Genomic DNA, 24,671 nt, shown 5'->3' with positions numbered 1-24,671 from the left:
CCAGGCGCGACGTAATCAGAATCCGTTATGACACCCCGCCTTGCCAAACGGATGCCTTTTGATGCACCCTGTGACGCGTGACACAGAACCCCCTCCTCGTCGTCATGGGAGTCTCCGGCTCCGGCAAGTCGACCGTCGGCGCTGCGATCGCCCAGCGCCTCCGAGTCCCCTTCGCCGACGCCGACGACTTCCACCCGCCGGAGAACATCGCGAAGATGGCCTCCGGTCGCGCGTTGAACGACCACGACCGGCAACCCTGGCTGGAGACGCTCGGCGGCTGGCTCGCCGAGCACGAGCAGACCGGGGCGGTGCTGAGCTGCTCGGCGCTCAAGCGCAGCTACCGCGACCTGCTCCACAGCCGTGCCCGCGGTCTGCGGCTCCTCCACCTCAGCGGCACCCCGGAGGTGGTCGAGGCACGCCTCGCCGCCCGCGCGGGGCACTTCATGCCGCCGTCACTGCTGCGCTCGCAGTTCGCGACCCTCGAGCCCCTCGCTCCCGACGAGCAGGGCACGACCATCGACATCGACCAGGACATCGACGCGATCGTCGACCGCTACCTCACCACCGAGAACCTCTCCCCGAACCTGATCTCCAAGGAGTCGGCATGATCCTCCTCGCCGCGCCAGAGCCGGTCGCACCGGTCGCCTCCGGCGGCGTACTCCTCGCCGCCGCGCTGGCCTCGATCGCCCTGATCGTCGTCCTCATCACCTACGTGAAGCTGCACCCGTTCCTCGCGCTCCTGCTCGGCGGCGTTGCGGTCGGCGTGCTGGCGGGACGCAACGTGATGGACGTGATCACCTCCTTCGGTGAAGGCTTCGGCGCGACCGCGACCAGCGTTGGCCTGCTGATCGCGCTGGGCGCGATGTTCGCCAAGCTCCTCTCCGACTCCGGCGGCGCCGACCAGATCGTCGACACGATCGTGGGCAGGTCCTCGGTTCGTACGCTGCCGTGGGCGATGGCGCTCGTCGGCGCGATCATCGGTCTGCCGATGTTCTTCGAGATCGGCCTGGTCCTGCTGATGCCGGTCATCTACCTGGTCGCCCGTCGCGCGCAGGTCTCGCTCATCACCGTCGGTATCCCCACCCTCGCGGGCCTCTCGGCGATGCACGGCCTGGTGCCGCCGCACCCGGGTCCGCTCGCCGCGATCGACGCGCTCCAGGCCGACCTCGGCACGACGCTCGCGCTCGGCGTACTCGTCGCGATCCCGGTCATCGTCGTCAGCGGCCCGCTGTTCGGCCGGCTCGCGGGCCGCTGGGTCGTCGTCGACGCGCCGCACACCTTCGACGCCACTCCGGTGAACCCGGAAGGCGACACCCGCCGCCCCTCCTTCGGCGTCACCCTGTTCAGCGTCCTGCTGCCGCTCGTACTGATGCTCGCCAAGGCGATCGTCGACATCGTCATCAACGACCCCGAGAACAATGTCCAGCAGGTCTTCGACGTGATCGGCTACCCGCTCGTCGCGCTGACCATCGCGGTCCTCGTCGCCATGTTCACGCTCGGCCGCGGGTCCGGGATGGACCGCCGCCAGATCGCCAAGACGGTCGAGATGTCGCTGCCGCCGATCGCGGGCATCGTGCTCATCGTCGCCGCCGGTGGCGGGTTCAAGCAGTCGCTGATCGACACCGGCATCGGCACCCAGCTCGCCGACTGGGCTCAGGGCTCCGGCGTGTCCGCGATCGTGCTGGCCTGGGTGCTCGCGGTCCTCATCCGCCTCGCGACCGGCTCCGCCACCGTTGCCACCATCACCGCCTCGTCGCTCGTGGTCGACCTCGTCGCCAACATGCCCACCGCCGAGGTCTCGCTCGTCGTGCTCGCGGTCGGCGCCGGCTCGGTGTTCTTCTCCCACGTCAACGACGCCGGGTTCTGGCTGGTCAAGGAGTACTTCGGCCTCGACGTCGGCCAGACGATCAAGTCCTGGTCACTGATGGAGACGGTGCTGTCGGTGTCCGGTCTGGTGTTCGTACTGGCGCTCAGCTTGGTGGTCTGACACCCGCACTCACGAAACTGTCGGTGCTGTCCGACAGAATCACTCCTGACACATGGATCACACCCACCACAGGAGCTCACCGTGTCGGACTTCCCCCTTGCTGACAACACAGCCCCGGGCAACACCGCACCAACCAGCAAGCTCGACCCGATCTCCCGCAAGGGCACACCGGCCCATCGCACGAAGTCGAAGCGGGAGGGCGCCGGGCGGCGCCAGGGCATGCCGGTGCAGGCGATCAGCCTCTCCGTGCCGGCATCCCTGGCGGCGCAGTGGAAGACCTACAGCCAGGAGGTCCCGCGCTCGCTGGTCGACGTCATGCTCGACGCCGTCGCTGCGACCCGCCCCCGGCTGCCGGTCCTGCTGCGCGCCCACCAGGCAGCGCTGCGCGAGAAGACCAGGCCCGTCTCCGACGGCACCTTCATGCGCACGGTCCCTCAGCCGAAACGGCTCGAGGACCCGTACGTCACGATGCCCCTGCGTCTGCTGGCGACGAATGTCGACGTGCTGGACGCCATGGTCCACGAGATGGCCGCGGAGTCCCGCTCGCAGCTGGTCGTCGTGGCGCTGACGGCGTGGCTGGCCGACCGGCGGGCCGAGGAGCAGGTCTACGCCGAGCAGCTCGAGCTCGAGGTGCCCGAGGACCCGTTCGACCGTCCCTGAGCGCGGCCGGGACGGGCCGAGACGACCCGTCCCGACTGCGTCCCGTCTCAGAGCACCTTGGTGCCGTACATCTCCCCCAGCGGGTCGGCGAGGAGCTCGAGCCGCTCGCCGTCGGGCCCCTTGAAGTAGAGCGACGACTTGGACTCGACCATGTAGTCGACGCCGGCGACGTCGAGCTTGGCGCGCAGGTAGTCCCAGTTCTCAGGTGTCACCGAGATCGCGATGTGGTGCAGCCCGCCGAGCACTTCCGCGTACGGGCCCAGGTCGAGCCCGGGAAGCGTGAAGAAGGCCAGCAGGTTGCCCGCCCCGACGTCGAAGAAGAAGTGGTCGGAGCCGGCGTAGTCGCGGTTCTCGAAGATCTCGGTCAGCGGGAACTCCAGGAGCCCCTGGTAGAAGTCGATCGACCTGCGTACGTCCGAGGAGAGCAGCGCGGTGTGGTGGATCCCGCGAGCCGTGCTGGCCGGGCGGAGGCCCTCCTCGCGGAGGTACTCCTTCTTGATCCGCTCACGGTCCTTCGTGATGAAGTCCATGTCGATGCTCATCGTGCTCTCCTCAGCCATAACGTCTCAGGTCCAGTCTAGTTTCTGCGTCAACAGTTGCCGGAGGCGGGCGGCGGTGCTGAAAGCGCGAGCTACGACTCGGTAAGGTGTGCCTTATGGATGAGGTCAAGTGGCTCAGTAACGACGAACAGGTGGCGTGGCGTGCCTGGCTCGCCGTCAACGCACAGCTCACCTCGCGGATGAACCGTGACCTCCAGTCCAAGAACGGCCTCTCCCTTGCCGACTACGACGTCCTGGTGAACCTGACCGACGTCCCCGACCGCTCGCTTCGGATGTACGAGCTCGGCGACAAGCTGCAGTGGGAGAAGAGCCGCCTCTCGCGCCAGGTGATGCGGATGGCCGCGCGTGGCCTCGTTGAGCGCCGCGAGTGCCTCGACGACCGGCGTGGTGCCTTCGTCGACCTCACCCCGGCCGGGCTGGAGGCCATCGAGGCCGCTGCCCCCGAGCACGTGAAGCTGATCCGCCACGTCATGTTCGATGCGTTCACCGCCGAGGAGGTCGCCGCCCTGACCAAGCTCTACCAGGGCGTGCTGGAGCGTCTCGAGGTCAAGCCCCCTTCGGTCGCCGCGGACGGCTCCGCCGCCTGAGCCCGTTCCGAAGACGTACGTCAGGCCCGCAGGTCACCACCGGTGACCTGCGGGCCTGAACTCTTGTGGGCCGCTAGCGCTTGATCCCGAAGGCCGAGACGACCTTCTGGGTCACCGTGTTGCCGGCATCGTCGCGGGCGGTGGCCCGGAGCGAGACCAGGTCCGCGCCGCGGGCCGGGATCCGCAGGCGCGTCTCCCACCGGTCACCGTCCTTGCGCAGCTTGGCCGCCGTCCAGGTCGACCCGCCGTCGTAGCTGACCTCCAGCGTCGCCGCCTTCACCGAGCCGGCCCGCTCGGCGCCCGGCACGGTGTAGGGCACCACAGCGAACGGGACCTCGGAACCCGCGCGCACCGTGCCGTCCAACGCCGTGTCGACGTCGTAGTCGAGCTGGAGCAGGGGCAACGGCGTACCGACCTCACCGGACGGGACCGGGTCGGCCTGATCGGCCACGAACGTCCAGGACGTACGGGTGCTGGTCGAGTAGCGGTGGGCATCGCCCGCCGCGTCGGTGTCGATCTCGAACCGGTACGTCTGCGGACCCTCGGCCACGGGGACAGCGGTCTGAACCGCGTGGCTGATGCTCTCCCGCACCAAGGTGTCGCCCTGGAAGAGACGCGAGGTCACCGGGGTCTCGCCCCACGGGAACCCACCGGTGATCCCGGCCGCCCCGCTTGAGTCGGGGACGTTGACCGCGAACCAGTCGCCACTGTGTCGCGGACCCCAGTAGCCGTCGCCCGTGCGGGGCGCGGTCACCGGAGCGAACCAGTTGCGCACGGTGGTCGTGCGCGGCTCGTAGGCCTCCCGTACGCCGCGCTGCTCCCAGGTGCTCTCGTGCTCCACGGCCTCGTACCAGGTCACGTCGTCGTAGGTGGAGACGTAGTCGGTCCGCTCGGTCGCCGTGGGCTGCAGCGCATACAAGGAGAGGCACGGCGGCCACTGGTAGCCGCGGCAATCGGCGCGGTTGTCGACAGCCAGACGCTGCTCGGTGTCGTTGTAGCGGCTCTTGACCGTGGCGAGCTGTCGCGAGGTCGGGGCCAGCGCCAGGTCCGCCGGGATCTCACCGGGCCAGCTCTTCGCCACGTCGTAGAGGTAGGTGGGGAACTCCACGGCATCACCGGTCAGGGTCAGTCGTCCCTTCTCCGCCGCGGCGAGCAGCTTCGCGCCCTGTGCCTGCGACACCGAGACGACCGGCAGGTCAGCCTGGGTGACGTAGTCGACCAGGGATCCGGGGCGGTCGTTGACGACCACGAGCAGGGCGGCACCGGCTGCCTGGGCGGCAGCCTCCCGCTCCGCGGCGGTGACGGCGTCGTCCCGGGTCACGAGAACAGCCCGATCCTTGGCGTCGACGCCTTCAAAGTCAGCACTCGCACCCTTGCCGGCCGCGACAGTCCGCAGCGAGACGCGACCGTCGAGCTTGGCCGAGCCGACCTGGTAGACCGGGTTGAACGCAAGCGGCCGGGAGCTCTTCGCGGTCACCTCGAGTGCCGGCTCGGTGGCCCTCCAACGTACGGCGAAGTCGAACTGCTCGCTGTCGACCTCACCCGTGGGTACGGCATAGAACGAGTCGACATCGGCCGGTACGGCGTATGCGGCACTGAGGCTCGAGAGCGGGCCGTCGATACCCGAGTCGTTGAAGAACTGGAAGCGGCGGTAGTCGACGTCGCTCTCCTTGGGCGTCTCGAGAGTTAGCTCGGTCGCCTCGCTCGCGTCGAAGACGCGCGACTGGTCCGCGTCGGTGATGACGATCTGCGGGTCACCGACCAGCGCCACGCCGGTCGAGCCGTCCCCTTGCGAGCCCTCGACCTCGAGGAACGCCGTGGCCGAGTAGACGCCGGGCTGCAGGCGCTGCGCCGCGACCTTGCCGGTGGCAGGGTCGATGGGCAGATTGCTGACGTACTCGTCGCCGTAGCGGTAGAAGGTCACGTAGCCGCTGGCTGGTTCGCCGGACCGGTCGAGCAGAGTGATGTCGAGGCCGTAGCGCTCCTCCTCCTTGACCAGCGCGGTCGCGGTGCGCACGGTGATCTCGCCGGAGGTGGCGACGACGGCGCCGCTGTACTTGCCGGTGAGGGCGGCGTCATCAGCGTCGGCCGTGATGGTGACCTCGGCGCTGCCGCCGGCCGGGACGACCACCTGGTCGGCCGAGAGCGAGACGAGGTCGCTCGCTTTGCCGTCGGGCCCGACGACATCGGTGCTCAGCGCGAGCCTCACGTCGGTGTCCGTGGAGTTGGTGTAGGTGACGGTCTCGCTGACGGGCTCGTCGCCGTCGTGCGGCCAGCCGTAGAAGCCGAGGAACCCGTCGCCGGAGCCGTCCACGCCGTCGAGAGCCGCGGGCACGTCGAGACGGCCGGTGCCGACCTCGTACGCCGGTGCGTCGATGTCCGCGGCCGAGGAGACCAGGGCGCTCTTGAGCTGCTCACCGGTGAGGTCGGGGTGGGCGCCCTTGAGGATCGCGGCGGCTCCCGCGACGTGCGGGGTGGCCATCGAGGTGCCGTCCATCGAGCGGTACCAGCCCTCGCCGGACGACTGCTGGGAGCGGGCCGCGACGATACCGACGCCGGGCGCGGTCAGGTCGGGCTTGATCGCGTGGTCGCCGACCCGAGGACCGTAGCTGGAGAAGTCGGCGCGTACGTCACCGTCGTCCACTGCGCCGACTGTCAGGGCGGCGTCCGCGGTGCCGGGGCTGCCGATCGATCCCTCGGCGTAGCTGTTACCGGCGGCGACGACGAACAGCGCACCCGTCTCCGCGCTCAGTGCGTTGAGCGCCTGCGCCATCGGGTCGGTGCCGTCGTTGAGGCTGGAGTCGCCGAGGCTCATGGAGACGATGTCGGCGTTCGCCGCACCCCACTCCATGCCGGCGATGATCCAGGAGTCCTGGCCGTAGCCGGCGTTGTCGAGGACCTTGCCGACCAGCAGGTCGGCCCCCGGGGCGACGCCCTTGTAGGAGCCCTCGCTGGCCGAGCCGGTGCCCAGGACGGTCGAGGCCACGTGCGTGCCGTGCCCGTGCACGTCGCTGGTGGCCTCCTCCCCCGGTACGAACGACTGCGCCCCGTCGACCTGGTCGGCGACGTCGGGGTGGGTGGCGTCGATGCCGGTGTCGAGGACCGCGACAGTCGCGCCCTTGCCCTCGAAGCCCGCGGCCCACGCCTCGGGCGCACCGATCTGCGCGGTGCTGCGGTCCAGGGTCGTCTCGGCCTTGCCGTCGAGCCAGATCTTCTCGACGCCGCCGCCGAGCTTCCCGGCCGCACCTGCTGAGCGCGTGGACGCCCCGCCGTCGGCAGCCACGGCCGACCAGAACGCGGACGACTTCTTCTTGCTCACCGCGACTGCGTCGGCGTCGATGCTCGACAGGTCGAGCGTACGTTCCGCGCCCGGCAGCTTCGCCGCCTTGGCGCGGGTCGACGCCTGCTCCAGGATCAGCGGCGTGGCATCGACGGTCTCGTCGTCATACCGCATCTCGAGGAGCGCGGTGACGTCGAACAGCCGGCGGTCGAGAGTGCCCGCGGCCAGGTACGGCTTGGCAGCGGTGGGGATCGCATAGAGGTGGTCGCCCACCTGCTGGGTCTCCATGGCACCGCTGGCGGAGTCGAACCCGATGGTCAGGACGCCGTCGTCGGTCGCGGTCACGTCGATGACGTCGCCGGTCACGAGGGTGATCGTGGTCCGTCCGTCGTCGAGGGCGGGCGTACGTGGCGCCGTGCCGGCCGTGGTGGCGCCGGCGTCGGTCTTGGGGGCCTCAGGCGTGGGGTCGGCGCCTGGGGTCGCGTGCGCACTGGTGGCCATGGTCGCGACCAGGGCAGTCGCGGCAGCAGCAGCCGCGACGGCCTTGGTGGCGGCCGAGCGGCCGGATCTGGTTGGGGGTCTCATGGAGATGGACCTTGTCAATGGGACGCGACAGGCGACAAGAGCCATGTCGTGGCGGTTTTACGGCATGGCGAGCCTCCGTCAGCGGTGGAACGCCCTCGTTCTGTCGTAGAAGTGACATGCTCGGCGACGTGCTCGGTCTGACCCCTGATGAGACCCTCGCCTACGGCGAGCTCATCACCATGCCCTCCGCCACCGCCGCCGAGTTCGCGGCCGCCCTCAGCGCCTTCGGCACCTCCCCGGGAGAGGCCCATCTGCTGCTGCGCCGGCTCGAGGAGCACGGCCTGGCCGCTCGGATCACCGGAGACGAACGGCGCTTCGCCGCCGCCCCGCCCGCGATCGCGCTCGGCGCGCTGCTCGCCCGGCAGCAGGACGAGGTGCGGCATGCCGAGATCGAGCTCAGCCGCCTCGACGAGGCCTATCGGGTGGCCGCCGCCGGCCGTGGACCCACCGACGTGGTCGACGTCATCCACGGCGAGGACGCCGTCCGGCACCGGTTCGAGCAGGTCCAGCTCGGCGCACGCGAACGGGTCGACGCATTCGTACGTCCGCCCGTGATCGTGACCTCCAGCCAGGAGAACTCTGCCGAGAACAAGGCGGTCGCACGCGGCGTGCTCTACCGCGTCGTCGTGGAACGCAGCATGCTGGAGAGCCACGACGTGACGGTCGACGAGGCGATCGAGGCGACCGACGCGGGCGAGGAGGTCCGGTTCGCCGATCAGGTGCCGCTCAAGCTCATCATCGTCGACCGGCGGCTCGCCCTGATGCCGCTGACCTCCTCCGGCGACGTCGTCGGTGCGCTGCTGGTCCGGGAGAGCACCCTGCTCGACGCACTGATCGCGCTCTTCGAGAACGTGTGGGACCAGGCGACACCGATGCTGGTGGGCACCTCAGGGCTCACCGGCGACGTCGCACAACAGGTCGACGACGAGGACGCGCAGGTCCTCGGGCTGCTGCTCGCCGGGCTCACCGACCAGGCCGTCGCCAAACAGCTCGGTACGTCGCTGCGTACCGTGCAGCGCAGGGTGCGGGCGCTGCTCGACCTGGCCGGCGTGGAGACCCGGATGCAGCTCGGCTGGCACGCCGCGAACAACGGCTGGGTGCAGGCAGGGGCGGACGGTCAGCTGACGCCCGCCCCGCCTGAGGACTAGCGCTTGCGCTTCTCCCGAACCCGCTGCTGGAGCACGATCGGGGTGCCGACGAAGCCGAACTCCTCACGCAGGCGGCGCTCGATGAAGCGCTCGTAGGAGGCCTCGAGCTTGCCGCTGGTGAACAGGACGAACGTCGGCGGCGCGGTCGAGGGCTGGGTGCCGAAGAGGATCTTCGGCTGCTTGCCGGACCGGACCGGGTGGGGGTGCTCGGCGACGAGGCGGCCGAGGAACGAGTTGAGCGCGCCGGTGCCGATCCGCGTCTCCCAGCCCTCGAGGGCCTTGTCGAGAGCGGGGACCAGGCGGTCGACGTGCCAGCCGGTGCGGGCGGTGACGTTGATCCGCGGGGCCCACTGCACCTGGACGAGATCGCGCTCGATCTCGCGGTCGAGCTGCCAGCGACGGTCCTCGTCGACCAGGTCCCACTTGTTGAACGCGATCACCAGGGCCCGGCCGGCCTCGCGGACGGTCTGCAGGATGCGGATGTCCTGCTCGGAGATCTTCTCGCCACCGTCGAGGACCAGGACGGCCACCTCGGCGCGGTCGATGGCGGTGGTGGTGCGCAGGGAGGCGTAGTACTCGTGGCCCGAGGCCTCCTTGACCCGCTTGCGGATCCCGGCGGTGTCGATGAAGCGCCACTCGCGGCCGCCGAGCTCGATCAGCTCGTCGACCGGGTCGACGGTGGTGCCGGCGACGTTGTCGACGACCGCCCGCTCCTCCTGGGCCAGCTTGTTCAGCAGGCTCGACTTGCCGACGTTGGGCTTGCCGACCAGCGCGATCCGACGCGGGCCACCGATCTCGGTGCCCTCGGGAAGCGGCGGCGGGTCGGGGAGCACCGCGAGGATCGCGTCGAGCATGTCGCCCGAGCCGCGGCCGTGCAGCGCGGAGACCGGCCAGGGCTCACCGAGCCCGAGGTTCCACAGCGCTGCGGCCTCGGCCTCGGTGCGCATGTCGTCGACCTTGTTGGCGGCCAGGACGACCGGCTTGCCGGACTTGCGCAGGATGCGTACGACTGCCTCGTCGGAGTCGGTGATGCCGACGGTCGCGTCGACCACGAAGAGGACGGCGTCGGCCAGGGAGACCGCGATCTCGGCCTGGGCGGCGATCCGCTCGGCCAGGCCCTGGGCGTCGGGGTCCCAGCCGCCGGTGTCGACCAGCGTGAACGCCTTGCCGTTCCAGTCGGCGTCGTAGGAGACGCGGTCGCGGGTCACGCCGGGGACGTCCTGGACGACGGCCTCGCGACGACCGATGATCCGGTTGACCAGGGTCGACTTCCCGACGTTCGGGCGGCCGACGACCGCCAGCACCGGCAGCGGGCCGGTCGGGGTCTCGTCGGTCTCGGTCAAGTTCCGTACGTCCTCATACGAAACGTCGGGGTCAGTCATTGTTCTCCTCGCTAGGTAGCGGACCGGGCAGTTCGCGACCGGTCAACGCCAAGGCATGGTCCTGTTGGACCTGCATGTGCTTCTGGATCAAACCCGAGACAAGCCCGACTTGTTCCCTCGTACGCGGCCAGCCTACGCGCTCGACGGCGAAAGGCTCGCCATAGACGATGTCGATGCGCGCACCCTTGCGCGGCAACGACGAGATGCCACCGCCCGGCTCGCGGCTGCCGAGCATAGTCACGGGCACCACGACAGCACCGGAGGCGAGGGCGAAATAGGCCGCTCCGCGGTTGAACCGCACCAGGTCGCCCGCGCCGCGGGTGCCCTCGGGGTAGATCCCCATCGCGTTGCCCTCACGCAGCACCCGCAACGCCAGCTTCACCGCCGCCGGGTCGCTGCCGAACCGGTAGAGCGGGATCTGGCCCGCCCAGCGCAGGAACGGACCGAGGAACCAGTGCTCGAACATCTCCGACTTGGTCAGCGCATGCACCGGACGCGGGGTGAAGATCGCCAGCAGCGGACCGTCGATGATGCCGACGTGGTTCGAGGCGAAGACCACCGGACCCGTCTCCGGGATGTTGGCGGTCTCGTGCAGCCGCACGTCGAACCGGCGCCGGATCAGCCACCGCGCGTAGACGTTGATGTGATACAGCGCCCACCGGCTTGGATGCGGGACCCCATCCAAGACGGGGAGCTCGGTGCGGGGCGTACCCGCGTGCGGGCTCGTGCTCACTCCCCCGCCTTCTGGGCGAGGTCGACGACGAGGTCGATGACCTCCTCCAGCGTGTAGGGCGTCGTGTCGAGGTGGGTGGCGCCCTCCGGCACCGCCGCACCGCCCTTGGTGGAGTCGATCCTGTCGCGGTTCTCCAGCGACGCGCGGACGGCTTCCGCGTCGGTGCCGCCCTCCTCGGCCGCGCGGCGCGCGGCGCGGGCGGCGGGGTCGGCGGTGACGTACAGCTTCAGGTCGGCCTCGGGCCAGACCGCGGTGCCGATGTCGCGGCCCTCGACAACGATGCCGGTGCCGGCGGCGAGCGCTTCCCGGATCTCCTGCTGCTGGAGCGCGACCAGCCGAGCGCGGACCTCGGGGACGGTGGCGACCGGGGAGACCGCCGCGTTGACCCGGTCGCTGCGGATCTCGACCGAGACGTCGGCCCCGTCGAGAGCGATCGTCGGCGCGAGCGGGTCGGTGCCGGAGGTGATCACCGGCTTGCCGGCTGCCGCGGCGACCGCGTCCGCGTCGTGCACGTCGATGTCGTTGCTGAGCATCCACCAGGTCATCGCCCGGTACATCGCGCCTGTGTCGAGGAAGCGCATGCCCAGGCGGTCGGCGACCCCGCGGGAGGTGCTCGACTTTCCGGAGCCGGAGGTGCCGTCGACGGCGATGACGATGCGTGCGGGGTCAGTGGTGGGATTGCTGCTGCTCACGGGCGGGAGCCTACCGGTGAGCGACCCAACCCCGGGACTCCAGAACCGCCTGCATCCGGTCGGCCGCGTCGTCGGCCACGATCAGCTCCATGACACCGACCGGGCGACCGGGGTCGTGGTCGATGCGTACGTCCTCGATGTTGACGCCGCTCTCCCCCGCGTCGGCGAAGAGGCGAGCCAGGTTGCCGGGCTCGTCGGGCACGGTGACGTAGATGGTCGCCTGCGCGGTCTGCGGCCGGCCGTGCTTGCCGGGGATCGCTCTGGTCCCGGCCTGACCTTCTTTGAGCAGTACGTCCAGGGCGGCCGCGTCACCGGTGCCCACCGCCGCGATCATCTCGTCGAGCTGGGCGCGCACCTCGGTCAGCAGGTCGGTCACCGCACGGGCGTTGCCGGCCACGATCTGGCCGTAGAGGCCGGGGTCGCCGGCGGCGACGCGGGTCACGTCACGTACCCCCTGGCCGCTGAGGCCGAGGTGTCCCTCTGGTGCCACCGCGAGGCGGCCGGCCACCAGGGCGGCCATCAGGTGCGGCACGTGGGAGGTACGGGCGACGGCCTGGTCGTGGTCCTCCGGGCTGAGCGTCAGCGGAACGGCTCCGCACAGCGTGGCGAGCTCGCCGACGAGCTCGATCGCCTCGGGGTCCGCCTCCGCATGCGGGGTGACCGCCCACGGCCGCCCCTCGAACAGCGTCGAGGTCGCGGCCAGCGGCCCGGAGCGCTCGCTGCCGGCCATCGGGTGCCCGCCGACGTAGCGTCGTACGTCGCCAGGGCTGTGCTCACGGACGTAAGCCAACGGCGAGGCCTTCACGCTGCCGACGTCGGTCACGACGGCGTCGGGGCTGTCGGCGAGCGCTCGGGCGATCACCTCGCCGAGGTGCGCCGGAGGGACCGCGACCACGACCAGCTGCGGAATGTCGCCGGGCTTGCGGCGGCGGCCTGCGCCGAGGCCGGTCGCGGTGCGTACGTGACTGGCGACCGAGTCGCTCAGCAGCACGTCGAGGCCGGCGGAAGCGCAGGCGAGTGCAACCGAGGTGCCGAGCAGGCCGACACCGACGATCTCGACCGGGCCGGTCAGAGCCGACAGCCCTCCCCCTGCTTGCCCGGTCTGTGTCATGTCTCCAAGGCTAAAGGGTCGATGCCTCGGGACCCTCCTCGTCTCAGCGCCTGTGGTGCGCTATCGCGGCTGACGACCACGGTGTGCGATATCGCCTGGCGATCACGATGGCTGGTAGCTGCCGATGGACCAGGAGTTGCCCTCGGGATCGGTCACGGTGCCGCCGCGGCCGCCGTAGTCCTGGTCGACCATCGGCCGGTCCACGGTGGCGCCGGCGGCGACCGCCTTGTCGAAGACGGCGTCGGGATCGTCGGTGACCAGGTAGGCGGAGGACACACCGGTGTTCTTGATGCCGCCGTCCTCGCGTACCTGTCCGAACATCAGCCCGCCTCCCCCGGGCCAGAGCCACTCCGCGTGGTGCACGATGCCGCCCTCGCGGTAGGTGGCGTGCTCGACGAAGCCGATTGCGCTCAGCCACGCCATCATCGCTTCGGGGTCCTGGAACGCCATCGACTGCCAGTACTTGATCTTCGCTACGTCGGTCTTCTGCTCAGTGCTCATGCATCCGAGTCAACCGCGGATGTGTCGGCCAGGTCTTGAACGAATGGGAACTCCTCCCGTAGCCAGGTCGTCGGCGTACACCCGCCGAACTCCTGCCACTCACGCGTCAGGTGCGCCTGGTCGGCATAGCCGCAGGCCGTCGCCGCCCGAGCCAGTGGCATCCGGCCGACGAATCCGCGGGAGCGGTCGAAGCGCGCCAGCCGCTGGAACTGTTTCGGCGCCACCCCGGTCTCCGCGCGCACCAGGTCACTGATCCGACGGCGGCTGTAGCCGACGTCGTCGGCCACCTCCTGCACTCCCGCTCCCCCGGTCAGCAGGGCCAGCGCACGCCCCACCTCCGCCCTCGGTCCGGGCTCGCCATGGCGCGCCAGCGCCTCGACCAGACTGCTCACGACCAACCGCGACCACTCCCGCGGATCGGCCTCGGCCAGCCGCTCCGGAAGGTGACGTACGCCCCCAGGTGCCGCGACCTCGTCGAGGGCGAGGAGCTCACCACGCCACGCCGCCGCCGGCATCCCGAACAGCGCCCGCACCCCGGCAGTCGTCAGCCCCAGCTGTACGCCGCGCTGGTAGCCGTGATGATGGATCGCCGCCGGCCGGGTGTGCAGCCCGGAGACCAGCGACCACGCCGTCACCGGCTCCGTCCCGCTCCCCCACGAGGTCACCAACGGCTCGTCGACCGAGAGCACGAAAGTGATCTCGGTCGACGGCATCCCCCGATGCACCCCCGGCGCCCCGAAATCCACGTCGTAGGTGACCAGCGAGGTGACATAGGGCCGCAGCACCTCCGGCACGGTCATGTCTCGATGGTGCCACGGTCGACGCGGGTTGCCCATGCACTAGCGCGCCAGGCGGAGATGGTGTGCGATAGCGCTGAGCGGCACGGCCCAGATCTCACCAGGAGATCTCAACCGCGCGAGACACATACGCCGCCTTCATCACAGCCACCAGATCATCGACATCAATCCGCCGCTCGAGACCCGCCGCGACGTCGCGTACCTGAACCTGCCCGGCGTCGGCCTCGACCGCCCCGATGACCGCGATCAACGGCTCACGCCGACGACGAGACTCCCGGATCCTGCCCCCGAGAGAGCCGCCCGCGTCCAGCCGCGGGCGAAGGCCCTCGGCGACGAGCGCGTCGACGAGCCCGCGGGCCGCGGAGTCCTGAGATGCGGAGACCGGGAGGACGGCGATCTGGGCTGGCGCCAGCCACAACGGTAGACGACCCTGGTAGCGCTCCAGGAGGGCGGCGGTGACGCGCTCCATCGACCCGACGGTGCCACGATGGACCATGACGACCCGCGGCTGGGAACCGTCGGCGGCGTCGTAGGTCAGGTCGAAACGCTCGGGCTGGTTGAAGTCGATCTGGACGGTGGCGATGGTCTCTTCGTGGCCCGCTGGGTCGATGACCTGCAGGTCGAGCTTGGGTCCGTAGAAGGCGGCCTCACCAGACGCCACGACGACGTCGACGCCCGCCTCGGCGGCCGCCTTCCTCAGCGCCTCCTCGGCGCCGTCCCACTGCTCGGCGGAGCCGAGGTAGGACGGGGAGGCGTCGCGGAGGGAGAGGCGTACGTAGTCGACCCGCAGACCGAGGATCTCCTGTGCCCTCAGCGCCGACCGCAGCGCCTTCCCCGCCTCCTCGGCGACCTGGTCGGGCCGGCAGAAGACGTGGGTGTCGTCGAGGTTGATCTGGCGTACCCGGCTCAGCCCCGAGAGCACCCCGGAGCGTTCGGCGCGGAACATCGGGGCGAGCTCGTGCAGCCGGATCGGGAGCTCGCGGTAGGAGTGCTGGCGGGCCTTGTAGACCAGCGCGTGGTGGGGGCAGTTGGCGGGACGGAGCACGAGCTCGTCGCCGCTCTCCCCCGCCGGACCCGACCCCATGGCCATCGGCGGGAACATGTCCTCGGCGAACTTCGCCCAGTGACCCGAGCGCTCGAAGAGCGCACGTTTCCCGAGCACCGGGGTCTTGACCGGTACGCAGCCGTCGGCCCGGGCCAGGTCGGCGGCGAGCCGCTCCAGCTCGGCGAAGATAACGGCCCCGTCGGGCAGCCAGAGCGGCAGCCCGGATCCGGCCAGCGGGTCGGTGGCGAAGATGGCGAGATCGCGGTTGAGGTCACGATGATCGAGATTCATGGTGGGTGCTCCTGAGGTGATGCCGGAGCACAGCCACCAGAGACGAGAACCGCCCCGGAGCGATGCTCCGGGGCGGTCTGCGAAAAGTGGACAGCAGGTCAGCGCCGGAGTGGGTCCGGCGTCGTCGTGCTCATCGCGCGCTGCTGCATGTCTCTCACCTTAGCGACTCAGGAAGGCGTACGCACCAGGGTTTCCGAGCCGTCAGAGCTCGGTGGTGTCGAGGAGCTCGCCGAGCTCCTCGCGGGAGAGGTCGCGCATCTCCCCCGGCTTCATGGTGCCCAGCCGGACGGGGCCGATCCGGGTGCGGGTCAGCCGGGTGACCGGGTGGCCGAGGTGGTCGAGGAGTCGGCGCACGATGCGGTTGCGCCCCTCGTGGATGACCAGCTCGATGATCGACTTGTCCTTGCGGGTCTCCATGATCCGGGCCTTGGTCACGGTCACCGGGCCGTCCTCGAGGGTGACACCGGCGAGGAGCCGCTTGCGTACGTTGGGGAAGATCTCGCCACTGACCTCGGCGACATAGGTCTTGTCGACCTCGTAGCTGGGGTGAGCCAGCCGGTGGGCGAAGTCACCGTCGTTGGTGAGGATGATCAGGCCCTCGGTGTCGGTGTCGAGACGGCCGACGTGGAACAGACGCTCCGGGCGGTCGGCGACCAGGTCCGAAAGGTTGCGGCGGCCCTCGGGATCGCTCATCGTCGAGACCACGCCACGCGGTTTGTTGAGGGCCAGGTAGACCTTGCCGGAGATCGGCGGAAGCCGCTTGCCGTCGACGCGTACGACGTCCTTGCCGGGGTCGACCTTGGTGCCGAGGCGGGTGACCACCTCGCCGTTGACCTCGACGGAGCCGTTGAGCATCAGGAGCTCGCTGCCGCGCCGCGACGCGATGCCGGCCAGGGCCAGCAGCTTCTGGAGCCGGATCAGGCCCTCGTCGTCCAGCGGCAGATCGTCTCGCTCAGGCAGGTCACTCACGTTTGCGATTCTGCCGTATCCGCCGAGTCATCCCCATTTGCCGCGCTCTCTTCGGGCTGCGCGGCGAGCGCCTCCTGGCTGACCTGCTCGGTCAGCTCCTCCTCCATGTCGGCGAGGTCGGGCAGGTAGGGAGCCAGCTCCGGCAGCTCGCCGAGGTCGGTGATGCCGATCCGCTCGAGGAAGTAGCCGGTGGTGCGGTAGAGATTGGCGCCGGTCTCGTGGTCCTGTCCGGCCTCCTCGACGAGGCCGCGGGTGAGCAGCGTACGCATCACACCGTCGACGTTGACGCCGCGGATCGCGGAGACCCGGGCGCGCGAGACGGGCTGCTTGTAGGCGACCACGGCCAGCGTCTCCAGGGCCGCCTGGGTGAGCCGGGCCTGCTGACCCTCGAGCACGAAGCCCTCGACGACGGCGGCGTACTCCTCGCGGGTGTAGAACCGCCAGCCGCCCGCTACGTTGCGCAGGTCGAAGCCGCGGCCCTGCTCGGTGTATTCGGCCGCCAGGGCCTGCAGGGCGTCGATCACCGCGGCCGTCGGGTGGCCGACCGCCGAGGCCAGCGAGGCCGCCGCCAGCGGCTCGTCGGCGACCATCAGCACCGCCTCGAGCGCAGGCCGCAGGTCGGCGAACTCGATCGCCAGGGTGTCCTCGGTGGTCTCCCCGGTCGCAGCCTCAGTCATCGTCCTTCTCCCCGTCATCGGCGCCGCCCTCCGCGGGTGGCTGCCCCTCGAACTCGTCCTGGATCAGCTCATCGACATCGAGCGCCTCGTCGCCGGTCCAGCGTACGGTCAGCTCGCCCAACGCGGTGACTTGGTCGAAGGCGACCGCACCCTCGCGGAAGAGCTCCAGCAGCGAGAGGAACCGGGCCACGGTGGTCAAGGTGTCGGGCGAGTCGGAGCAGAGGCTACGGAAGGTGACCTGTCCCCCGGCGCGCAGCCGCTCGATGACCAGGGCCGCCTGCTCCTTGACCGACACCTTCGAGCCGTGGATGTGGGACAGCCCGATCTCGGGCGGACCCGGCTTGGGCGCCATCGCAGCCGCGGCGAGCTGGGCGAACTGCTCCAGCCCGATCCCGATCAGCACCTCAGGCAACAGCCCCGCATAGCGCGGCTCGAGCTGGACCGAGCGTGGGTGTCGCTTCGACTCCTTCGCGAGCCGCTCACCGAAGACGGCCGCGACCTGCTTGAACGCCTTGTACTGCAGCAGCCGCGCGAAGAGGAGGTCGCGCGCCTCGAGCAGCGCAAGGTCCTCCTCGTCCTCGACGTCACCCTGCGGCAGCAACCGAGCCGCCTTCAGGTCGAGCAGCGTGCTCGCGACCAGCAGGAAGTTGGACGTCTGCTCGAGGTCCCAGGACCCGCTGTCGGCGGCGCCCTTCTTGACGTAGGCGATGAACTCGTCGGTCACCGTGGCCAGGGAGACCTCGGTGATGTCGAGCTTGTGCTTGGCGATCAGGCTGAGCAACAGGTCGAAGGGACCTTCGAAGTTGCCGAGGTGGACCTCGAAACCCCCGGTGCCGCTCGACTCCTGCTCCTCGGCCCCGTCCGGGGCGTCTGTCATCTGTGCGGCCGTCCGACCATCGAGCACCGTCACTCGGCGAGCCGGTGCACGAGGGCGCTGTCGTCCCCGTACTCCTCGAGGTCGGCCAGCACGATCGCGAGCGCCTCGCGCACCAGCCGGCCGCGGTCGACCGCGATGCTGTGTTTGGCCCGCAGGTTGAGCCGGGCGTGCTCGAGGTCGAGCAGCTCCTCGGAGGTGATGTAGACCGTCATCTTCTCGTCATGACGTACGCGGCCGCTGGACCGCTTCTTGGCGGCCGGCGCCTCCTCGGCCGGCTCGGGCACGGCGTGCACCGGCCGGGCCTTCGCCTCGGCGGCAGGTCCGGCGGCGGCAGCGCCGTCGGACGTACGCCTGAAGAGGTCGTCGGCGGCCGGAACCCTCACTCGCCGCGTTGCCATCGGGCCAGCACCTCCTTGGCGAGCATCCGGTAGGAGTCGGCGCCGGTGGAGCTGGAGGCGTACTCGGTGATCGGCTCGCCGACCACGGTGGAGTCGGCGAACTTCACGGTGCGGCGGATGACGCTGTGGAAGACGCGGTCGCCCCACCCGTTGACCAGGGTCTCCATGACCTCGCGGCTGTGCATGGTGCGGCTGTCGTACATCGTGCCCAGTATTCCGTCGATCTTCAGACGCGGGTTGAGCCGCTCCTGAACCTTGTCGATGGTGTCCTTGAGCAGGGCGACGCCGCGCAGCGCGAAGTATTCGCACTCCAGCGGCACGACCACGGAGTCGGAGGCGGTGAGCGCGTTGACGGTCAGCAGACCCAGGCTCGGCTGGCAGTCGATGAGGATCACGTCGTAGTTGGCGACGGCCGGAGCCAGGGCGCGGGCCAGGGTCTGCTCGCGGGCGACCTCCTGGACCAGCTGCACCTCGGCGGCGGAGAGGTCGATGTTGGCCGGAAGGAGGTCGACGCCGTCGATGCCGGAGGGGACGACGACGTCCTCGAGCGTGATGTCACGCTCCATCAGCAGGTTGTAGACGGTCAGCTCGATCTCGTTGGGCTGGAGACCCAGACCGACGGAGAGCGATCCCTGCGGGTCGAAGTCGACCATCAGGACCTTGCGACCGTGCTCGGCCAGCGCGGCACCCAGGTTGATGGTGGTCGTGGTCTTGCCGACGCCACCCTTCTGGTTGACCATCGCAACCGTGCGCGCGGGGCCGCCGGTGGCGGGGCCGGGCTCGGGAAGGTTGGGCCAGGGGCGACCGGTCGGGCCCATCTTGGTCTTGCCCGGGGAGTCGAAGGAACCCGCGTCGGGCTCGGGCGCGTTGGCGCGCAGCCGGGCCGAGGGCGGATAGGCCGGCGGCGGGGCTGCCGGCGTCTGCGGAGGCATCTGCGGCGCGGTCGCGCCACCTGCTCCGAAATAGCTGTCTTCCATTCCTCCACCCCCGGTTCAGTTGCCGCGGCCCTGGGACGATCACGGCTAGCGGGTCTATATGTCGACACGGCGACTCTAAGACCCGGATCTGCGCGACTGTAGGAGCCGCGCCGGGCGTGTCACAAGGCAAATCCGGGTGATTCTGCTACGCGACCCGAATCTGTTGATGACCTGTGCACTTGGCACCGTGCCAGCCCCACAGGAAGGGCCTTGGCTGTGGAGAAACCTGTGGATGAATCTCCGCTCGAACAGCCGGGCTCAGTGCGACCGGCGGCGCTTCTGGAACTGGTCGTAGGCCTTGCTCGCAGCGTCCTTGATCTTCTTCTGGTTCTCGGGCTTGCGAGCCTCGTTGGCGATCTTGGCGATGGCCGCGACGACGACGGGGTTCTTCAGTAGCTTGCGCACGCCCCAACGCTAGCGGAACCGAGCAACCCGTCACAGCCGACGCATCGACACCGTCGCCAGAACCAGCTCGCCGGCCTCGTCGCTCTCGTCCAGGTCGGCCACCGCCTCGATCACCCAGTCGTGGTCGCCGGCCGGATCGTCGAGGGTCTGGGTGACCCGCCAGATGCGGGTCTCGTCGTACGTCTCGTCATCCTCGTCGACGCCCGCGGGCGCTCCGCGCTCGACGGTCCAGGTGAGCAGCTTGGGCGAGCGCGAGTCGGCGGAGATGCCCACGTCGTCGTGCTCGGCGAAATAGGCCTCCAGGGCGTCGTCCCAGCGAGACCTGGTCATCACGACGTCGCGCGCAGGCTCGACCCGGTCAGCGGCGGAGCGTTCCAGTGACATCAGCGCGTCGAGGTCGTCTCGCGAGACGGCGTCGACCCGGGCCCACATCGCGTTGCGGACCATGATCTCGAACGCACGAGTCTGCTGGGACAGCGACCGCGGCGGCGGTGGCGCCTCGTGGTGGGCAACGGCCGACGGGATGTGCTCAGGGTCGGAGAGCGCCTCCCACTCGTCGAGCAGCGAGGAGTCGGTCTGCCGGATGGTCTCCCCTAGCCACTCGACCAGGTCCTCGATCTCGGGGCTCTTGTGGGTCTCGGGGAGGGTGTGCCGGAAGGTGCGGTAGGCGTCGGTCAGGTAGCGCAGCACCAGGCCCTCGGAGCGGGCGAGCTGGTAGCGGCGTACGACGTCGGTGAAGGTCATCCCCTGCTCGTACATCTCCCGCAGGATCGACTTCGGGTCGAGGGCGTCCTCGGGCAGCCACGGGTGGGTGCCGCGGTAGACCTCGAAGAGCGCCTCGAGCCGCTCGGCCATCGGCTTGGGCCAGGTGATCTCCTCGATGAGGGCCATCCGCTCGTCGTACTCGACGCCGTCGGCCTTCATGTTCTCGATCGCCTTGCCGCGGGCCTCGTGCTGCTGGGCGAAGAGGATCTGGCGCGGGGGCTCGAGGACGGACTCGATCACCGAGACGATCTCGAGGGTGTGCTCGGGAGACTCCGGATCGAGCGTGTCCAGCGCGGCGAGGGCGAAGTGGGCCAGCGGCTGGTTGAGCGCGAAGTCGGCGGGAAGGTCCTCGGTGAGAACATAGCGTCGTCCGTACGCATCGGGCTCGGCGAGCCTGGTCAGGACCCCGCTGTGGACCAGCGAGCGGGTCAGGCGCAGGGCCCGGCGGGCGAGCTTGAGCTGGGTGCGCCGCTCCTCGTGGTTGTCCATGGTGATCCGGCGCATCACCTCGAAGGCATCCTCGTCGCGGGCGACCACGTTGAGGATCATCGAGTTGTCGACCTTCATCTTGCTCTGCAGCGGCTCGGGGGCGCCGTCGACGAGCTTGGTGAAGGTCGCCTCGGTCCATACGACCGTGCCCTCGGGCGGCTTCTTGAGCTGGGCCTTGGAGTTCTTCTTGCCGGCCTTGCGGCGCTCCTCGGACTTCGCCTTGGCCTTCTCGTTCTCGATGATGTGCTCAGGCGCCTGGACGACGACGTAGCCCTGGGTGTCGAAGCCCGCCCGGCCGGCTCGTCCGGCGATCTGGAGGAACTCCCTGGTGCGCAGGATGCGCTGGCGGCGACCGTCGAACTTGGCCAGGCCGGTGAAGAGCACCGTGCGGATCGGGACGTTGATGCCGACGCCGAGGGTGTCGGTGCCGGCGATGACCTTGAGCAGCCCGGCCTGGGCGAGCTGCTCGACCAGCCTTCTGTATCTGGGGAGCATGCCGGCGTGGTGGACACCGATGCCCTTGCGCAGCAGCTTGGAGAGGGTCTTGCCGAAGCCGGCGGCGAAGCGCACCGGCTCGAGCCGCTTGGCGATCTGGTCCTTCTCCTCGTTGGACAGCTTCAGCCAGCCGGCGTTGAGCAGGGAGGTGCCGTGGGTGACGGCGTCCTTCTGAGTGAAGTGGACGACGTAGACCGGCGCCTGGCCGGTGGTGACGAGCTCCTCGAGGGTCTCCTGGAGCGGCGTGAGGCGCCAGTCGAAGGTGAGCGGAACGGGTCGTTCCGCTTGGTCGACGAGGACCGTCTCGCGGCCGTTTCGCCTGGTCATGTCCTTGGCCAGAGCGCTGGTGTCGCCGAGAGTCGCGGACAGCAGGAGGAACTGGGCCTGCGGCAGCTCGAGCAGCGGCACCTGCCACGCCCAGCCGCGGTCGGGCTCGCCGTAGTAGTGGAACTCGTCCATGATCACGAGCCCGACGTCGGCGTGTTTACCTTCTCGCAGCGCGAGGTTGGCGAGCACCTCAGCGGTGCAGCAGATGATCGGTGCATCGGCGTTGACGCTCGCGTCCCCGGTGAGCATGCCGACGTTCTCGGCCCCGAAGGTCTCCACGAGATCGAAGAACTTCTCACTGACCAGCGCCTTGATCGGCGCGGTGTAGAAGGAGACCTTGTCCTCGGCCAGCGCCGCCGCGTGCGCGCCCGCCGCGACCAGCGACTTCCCCGAGCCCGTCGGCGTCGCCAGGATGACGTTGTCGCCGGCCAGGATGGACATGATCGCCTCGTCCTGGTGGGGGTAGAGGCTGCGGCCACTCCCCTCGGCCCAGTCCACGACCGCCTCATAGACGTCGTCGGGGCTCGCTCCGACCTTGGGCATCCAGTCGCCGGGTTTGGTCGAAACGGTCACAGGGCCCTCGGGTGTGCGGTCGCGAAGACCTCTCGGAGATTGTCCACGGTGACAAGAGTGTAGATCTGCGTCGTGGTCACCGACGCATGGCCCAGCAGCTCCTGCACGACACGTACGTCGGCGCCGCCGTCCAGCAGGTGGGTGGCGAAGGAGTGACGCAGAGTGTGGGGCGAGACGTCCTTGTGGATCCCGGCGCGCTCGGCGGCACGGGTCAGGACGGTCCAGGCCGACTGGCGGGAGAGGCGGCCGCCGCGGGCGTTGAGGAAGAGCGCGCCACCCGAGCGGGCGGCTGCGAGGTCAGGGCGGGCCCGGGTCAGGTAGGCCTCGACCGCCTCGATGGCGTAGGAGCCGACCGGGACGATCCGCTCCTTGCCACCCTTGCCTCGCAGGAGTACGACGTGGTCGACCCGGTCGAGGTCGTCGACGTCGAGGCCGACCGCCTCGGAGATGCGGGCGCCGGTGCCGTAGAGCACTTCCAGGAGGGCCCGGTCACGCAGCGCGAGCGCCGTCCCGGGCGCGCCCGCCGCCTCCAGGATCGCCTCCACGTCGGCCAGCGGGAGCGCCTTCGGGAGCCGCTTCTCCGCGCGCGGCGGCTTCACGTGGCCGGCCGGGTTGGCCTCGACCAGCCCGTCGGCCACCGCGAACTTGTGGAACCCGCGTACCGCGACGACCGTCCGTGCCGCCGAGGTCGCGCTGAGCGCCGGGTGATCCTCGCTGCCTTCGCGTAGGTGGGCCAGGAACCCCGACACCGTCGCCTCCGAGACGCCGGCGAGGTCATCGACTCTCTGCTGGGCGAGGAACTCGGCGTACCTCCTCAGGTCGCGCCGATAGGAGGACAGCGTGTTGACTGCCAGTCCGCGCTCGACGGTGAGGTGGTCGAGGTAGGTGCGCATCGCGTGCTCCACCGCCGAAGCGGAGCCCGAGGCATCGGATACCGCGGTAGCGGAGCCCGAGACATTCGATGCGGCGGTCACGGGTCCATCCAACCAGGGGTGGTGGATCCGATCAGGTAGGAATACCCGGTTAACCGGGTATTCCGGCACTTCTCGGGCATTGCATTGCCTGAGAAGTGCCGGAATTGCCTGTACGGCGTGACTCCTGTGACTCCTGAGGAGATCAGCCGAGCACGTCCGCGAGCGCGACGGAGTCGATCCCGACCGCATCGCCGACGGGGCCGTAGGTGAGCTGGCCGGCGTGGGTGTTGAGGCCCTTGGCGAGCGCGGCGTCGTCACGCAGCGCCTGGGTCCAGCCCTTGTTGGCCAGCGCGACGGCGTACGGCATGGTCGCGTTCGTGAGCGCGTAGGTGGAGGTGTTGGGGACCGCGCCGGGCATGTTGGCCACGCAGTAGAAGGTGGAGTTGTGGACCTGGTAGGTCGGGTCCGCGTGGGTGGTGGCGTGGGAGTCCTCGAAGCAGCCGCCCTGGTCGATGGCGATGTCGACGAGCACCGAGCCCGGCTTCATCCGCGAGACCAGGTCGTTGGTGACCAGCTTCGGTGCGGCTGCTCCCGGGATCAGCACGGCGCCGATGACCAGGTCGGCCTGGAGCACCTGCTCCTCGAGCGCGAGCTTGTTCGACGCGAGCCCGTGGACCTGGTTGGAGTAGCGCCAGAACGACATCCGCAGCTTCTCCAGGTCGGTGTCGAGCAGCGTGACGTCCGCGCCCATCCCCAGAGCGATGTTGGCGGCGTTCTGGCCGGAGACGCCGGCACCGATGATGACGACCTTGGCGTTGGCGACACCGCCGACACCACCCATCAGCGTGCCGCGGCCGCCCTGGGCCTTGAGGAGGTTGTAGGCGCCGACCTGGGGCGCCAGGCAGCCGGCGACCTCCGACATCGGGTAGAGCAGCGGCAGCGCCCGGTTGGGCAGCTCGACGGTCTCGTACGCGATCGCGGTGACCTTCTTGGCCAGCAGCTCCTGCGTCAGCGGCTTGTCGGCGGCCAGGTGGAGGTAGGTGAACAGGGTCAGGCCCTCGCGCAGGCGGTGGTACTCCTCCGCGACCGGCTCCTTGACCTTGAGCACCATGTCGGCGTTGCCCCAGGTCTCGTCGGCATCGCCGAGGATCTTGGCGCCGACCGCGGCGTAGTCGCTGTCCGGGATCGAGGAGCCGACGCCGGCACCGGCCTCGACGAAGACCTCGTGGCCGTTGGCCACCAGCTCGTGGACGCCCGAGGGGGTGATCGCCACCCGGTACTCGTGGTTCTTGACTTCCTTGGGTACGCCGATTCTCATTGCCCTGCCCTTCATGTGATGGCCCCTGAATGTGGTGGTCAGTGGGTCTACGGGTCAGCCGGATGTGCGCCGCCTGACGCGGCATGTCTAACCCGGTGTGGCGCAAGTCACCAAAATCACGTCGCTCG

Annotated in this window: 23 protein-coding genes; 5 read left to right on the top strand and 18 right to left on the bottom strand. The window is 69.7% G+C overall.

Translation table 11 applies throughout. The features are described 5' to 3' along the window. Window positions 1-104: 104 nt before the first annotated feature. The 3 genes from ABZY89_RS06250 (at window position 105) to ABZY89_RS06240 (ending at window position 2,647) form a co-directional block, all read left to right on the top strand. Window positions 105-608, top strand: a complete 504-nt coding sequence (locus tag ABZY89_RS06250) for a gluconokinase (protein ID WP_355225653.1) — start codon at window positions 105-107, stop codon at window positions 606-608. Continuing rightward, on the top strand, window positions 605-1,987 hold the full coding sequence (locus ABZY89_RS06245; RefSeq protein ID WP_355225544.1) for a gluconate:H+ symporter: 1,383 nt from the start codon (window positions 605-607) through the stop codon (window positions 1,985-1,987). The genes ABZY89_RS06250 and ABZY89_RS06245 overlap by 4 nt, the downstream gene beginning before the upstream one ends. An 81-nt stretch (window positions 1,988-2,068) precedes the next feature. Next, entirely contained in the window at window positions 2,069-2,647 is a 579-nt protein-coding gene (locus tag ABZY89_RS06240; protein ID WP_350658041.1) for a hypothetical protein, read from the top strand. Between the two features lie 47 nt (window positions 2,648-2,694). On the opposite strand, the gene ABZY89_RS06235 is transcribed toward ABZY89_RS06240, so the two are convergent. Further along, window positions 2,695-3,189: a VOC family protein gene (locus tag ABZY89_RS06235; protein ID WP_355225542.1), complete on the bottom strand. Its 495-nt coding sequence runs from the start codon at window positions 3,187-3,189 to the stop codon at window positions 2,695-2,697. Between the two features lie 113 nt (window positions 3,190-3,302). Here ABZY89_RS06235 and ABZY89_RS06230 point away from each other — a divergent pair, with 113 nt between their 5' ends. Continuing rightward, window positions 3,303-3,794: a MarR family transcriptional regulator gene (locus ABZY89_RS06230; protein ID WP_355225540.1), complete on the top strand. Its 492-nt coding sequence runs from the start codon at window positions 3,303-3,305 to the stop codon at window positions 3,792-3,794. A gap of 73 nt (window positions 3,795-3,867) precedes the next feature. Here the strand turns inward: ABZY89_RS06230 and ABZY89_RS06225 are convergent, their stop codons facing one another. Then, on the bottom strand, window positions 3,868-7,659 hold the full coding sequence (locus tag ABZY89_RS06225) for a S8 family serine peptidase (protein WP_355225539.1): 3,792 nt from the start codon (window positions 7,657-7,659) through the stop codon (window positions 3,868-3,870). A 116-nt stretch (window positions 7,660-7,775) separates the two neighbouring features. On the opposite strand from ABZY89_RS06225, the gene ABZY89_RS06220 reads away from it, so the two are divergent. Further along, the gene (locus ABZY89_RS06220; RefSeq protein ID WP_355225537.1) at window positions 7,776-8,807 is read left to right on the top strand and encodes a helix-turn-helix domain-containing protein; all 1,032 of its coding nucleotides are present in this window, start codon (window positions 7,776-7,778) and stop codon (window positions 8,805-8,807) included. Here the strand turns inward: ABZY89_RS06220 and der are convergent. The 16 genes from der to ald form a co-directional block, all read right to left on the bottom strand. Continuing rightward, entirely contained in the window at window positions 8,804-10,189 is a 1,386-nt protein-coding gene (gene der, locus ABZY89_RS06215; RefSeq protein ID WP_355225536.1) for a ribosome biogenesis GTPase Der, read from the bottom strand. The genes ABZY89_RS06220 and der overlap by 4 nt on opposite strands. Beyond that, window positions 10,182-10,922 (bottom strand): lysophospholipid acyltransferase family protein, encoded by a 741-nt coding sequence (locus ABZY89_RS06210; RefSeq protein WP_355225534.1) that lies wholly within the window; start codon window positions 10,920-10,922, stop codon window positions 10,182-10,184. Before ABZY89_RS06210 ends, der begins: the two co-directional genes overlap by 8 nt. Then, entirely contained in the window at window positions 10,919-11,614 is a 696-nt protein-coding gene (gene cmk / locus ABZY89_RS06205) for a (d)CMP kinase (RefSeq protein ID WP_355225532.1), read from the bottom strand. The genes ABZY89_RS06210 and cmk overlap by 4 nt, the downstream gene beginning before the upstream one ends. Window positions 11,615-11,624: 10 nt before the next feature. After that, window positions 11,625-12,725 carry a prephenate dehydrogenase gene (locus tag ABZY89_RS06200; RefSeq protein WP_355225531.1) on the bottom strand — a complete coding sequence of 367 codons (1,101 nt, stop codon included), beginning with the start codon at window positions 12,723-12,725 and terminating at the stop codon, window positions 11,625-11,627. A 102-nt stretch (window positions 12,726-12,827) separates the two neighbouring features. After that, the gene (locus ABZY89_RS06195) at window positions 12,828-13,226 is read right to left on the bottom strand and encodes a VOC family protein (RefSeq protein ID WP_355225529.1); all 399 of its coding nucleotides are present in this window, start codon (window positions 13,224-13,226) and stop codon (window positions 12,828-12,830) included. Then, window positions 13,223-14,026, bottom strand: coding sequence for a helix-turn-helix domain-containing protein (locus ABZY89_RS06190; protein WP_355225527.1), 804 nt, complete (start codon window positions 14,024-14,026; stop codon window positions 13,223-13,225). The genes ABZY89_RS06195 and ABZY89_RS06190 overlap by 4 nt, the downstream gene beginning before the upstream one ends. A 94-nt stretch (window positions 14,027-14,120) precedes the next feature. Next, the gene (gene thrS, locus ABZY89_RS06185; RefSeq protein ID WP_355225525.1) at window positions 14,121-15,359 is read right to left on the bottom strand and encodes a threonine--tRNA ligase; all 1,239 of its coding nucleotides are present in this window, start codon (window positions 15,357-15,359) and stop codon (window positions 14,121-14,123) included. A 201-nt stretch (window positions 15,360-15,560) separates the two neighbouring features. Continuing rightward, window positions 15,561-16,328 carry a pseudouridine synthase gene (locus ABZY89_RS06180; RefSeq protein ID WP_355225523.1) on the bottom strand — a complete coding sequence of 256 codons (768 nt, stop codon included), beginning with the start codon at window positions 16,326-16,328 and terminating at the stop codon, window positions 15,561-15,563. After that, the gene (gene scpB, locus ABZY89_RS06175) at window positions 16,325-17,005 is read right to left on the bottom strand and encodes an SMC-Scp complex subunit ScpB (RefSeq protein ID WP_355225521.1); all 681 of its coding nucleotides are present in this window, start codon (window positions 17,003-17,005) and stop codon (window positions 16,325-16,327) included. The genes ABZY89_RS06180 and scpB overlap by 4 nt, the downstream gene beginning before the upstream one ends. Continuing rightward, on the bottom strand, window positions 16,998-17,882 hold the full coding sequence (locus ABZY89_RS06170) for a segregation/condensation protein A (protein WP_355225519.1): 885 nt from the start codon (window positions 17,880-17,882) through the stop codon (window positions 16,998-17,000). The genes scpB and ABZY89_RS06170 overlap by 8 nt, the downstream gene beginning before the upstream one ends. 29 nt (window positions 17,883-17,911) lie before the next feature. Continuing rightward, on the bottom strand, window positions 17,912-18,280 hold the full coding sequence (locus ABZY89_RS06165) for a hypothetical protein (protein WP_355225517.1): 369 nt from the start codon (window positions 18,278-18,280) through the stop codon (window positions 17,912-17,914). Further along, a complete protein-coding gene (locus tag ABZY89_RS06160; RefSeq protein WP_350714237.1) occupies window positions 18,262-19,098 on the bottom strand; it encodes an AAA family ATPase in 837 nt (278 codons plus the stop codon). The genes ABZY89_RS06165 and ABZY89_RS06160 overlap by 19 nt, the downstream gene beginning before the upstream one ends. 417 nt (window positions 19,099-19,515) lie before the next feature. Then, window positions 19,516-19,662 (bottom strand): hypothetical protein, encoded by a 147-nt coding sequence (locus tag ABZY89_RS06155; protein ID WP_160023752.1) that lies wholly within the window; start codon window positions 19,660-19,662, stop codon window positions 19,516-19,518. Window positions 19,663-19,692: 30 nt separating this feature from the next. Next, window positions 19,693-22,311: a DUF3516 domain-containing protein gene (locus ABZY89_RS06150; protein WP_355225516.1), complete on the bottom strand. Its 2,619-nt coding sequence runs from the start codon at window positions 22,309-22,311 to the stop codon at window positions 19,693-19,695. Beyond that, window positions 22,308-23,216: a site-specific tyrosine recombinase XerD gene (gene xerD, locus ABZY89_RS06145; protein WP_355225651.1), complete on the bottom strand. Its 909-nt coding sequence runs from the start codon at window positions 23,214-23,216 to the stop codon at window positions 22,308-22,310. Before xerD ends, ABZY89_RS06150 begins: the two co-directional genes overlap by 4 nt. 211 nt (window positions 23,217-23,427) lie before the next feature. Then, window positions 23,428-24,543, bottom strand: coding sequence for an alanine dehydrogenase (gene ald, locus ABZY89_RS06140; RefSeq protein WP_355225514.1), 1,116 nt, complete (start codon window positions 24,541-24,543; stop codon window positions 23,428-23,430). Between the last annotated feature and the right edge of the window lie 128 nt (window positions 24,544-24,671).

This window comes from Nocardioides sp. NPDC006303 (assembly GCF_040613175.1).
In the GTDB taxonomy this organism is placed as follows: domain Bacteria; phylum Actinomycetota; class Actinomycetes; order Propionibacteriales; family Nocardioidaceae; genus Nocardioides.
The sequence above is the reverse complement of the archived record's forward strand: the minus strand, read 5'-3'. Positions and strand labels throughout refer to the sequence as shown.